Source organism: Streptomyces globisporus (genome assembly GCF_003501885.1).
GTDB classification, from domain to species: Bacteria; Actinomycetota; Actinomycetes; order Streptomycetales; family Streptomycetaceae; genus Streptomyces; species Streptomyces globisporus_D.
Genome location: NZ_QWFA01000426.1, coordinates 1 through 565 on the forward strand (window position 1 = coordinate 1; position 565 = coordinate 565).

1 rRNA gene is annotated in these 565 nt (G+C 56.1%); it reads left to right on the plus strand.

The window, feature by feature from the left end:
• Positions 1 to 565, plus strand: a 23S ribosomal RNA gene (locus D3105_RS34135); the annotation flags it as partial.

Genomic DNA, 565 nt, shown 5'->3' on the forward strand with positions numbered 1-565 from the left:
AATTTTAATACCTGTGAAGATGCAGGTTACCCGCGACAAGACGGAAAGACCCCATGGAGCTTTACTGCAGCTTGATATTGGACTTTGGTACGATCTGTACAGGATAGGTGGGAGCCTGGGAAGCCTGCGCGCCAGCGTGGGTGGAGGCGCCGTTGGGATACCACCCTGATCGTATCGGAGTTCTAACCTGGTACCGTGAACCGGTACGGGGACAGTGTCAGGTGGGCAGTTTGACTGGGGCGGTCGCCTCCTAAAGAGTAACGGAGGCGCCCCAAGGTTCCCTCAGAATGGTTGGAAATCATTCGAAGAGTGCAAAGGCATAAGGGAGCTTGACTGCGAGACAAACAGGTCGAGCAGGGACGAAAGTCGGGCTTAGTGATCCGGTGGTACCGCATGGAAGGGCCATCGCTCAACGGATAAAAGCTACCCTGGGGATAACAGGCTTATCTCCCCCAAGAGTCCACATCGACGGGGAGGTTTGGCACCTCGATGTCGGCTCATCGCATCCTGGGGCTGAAGTAGGTCCCAAGGGTTGGGCTGTTCGCCCATTAAAGCGGTACGCGAG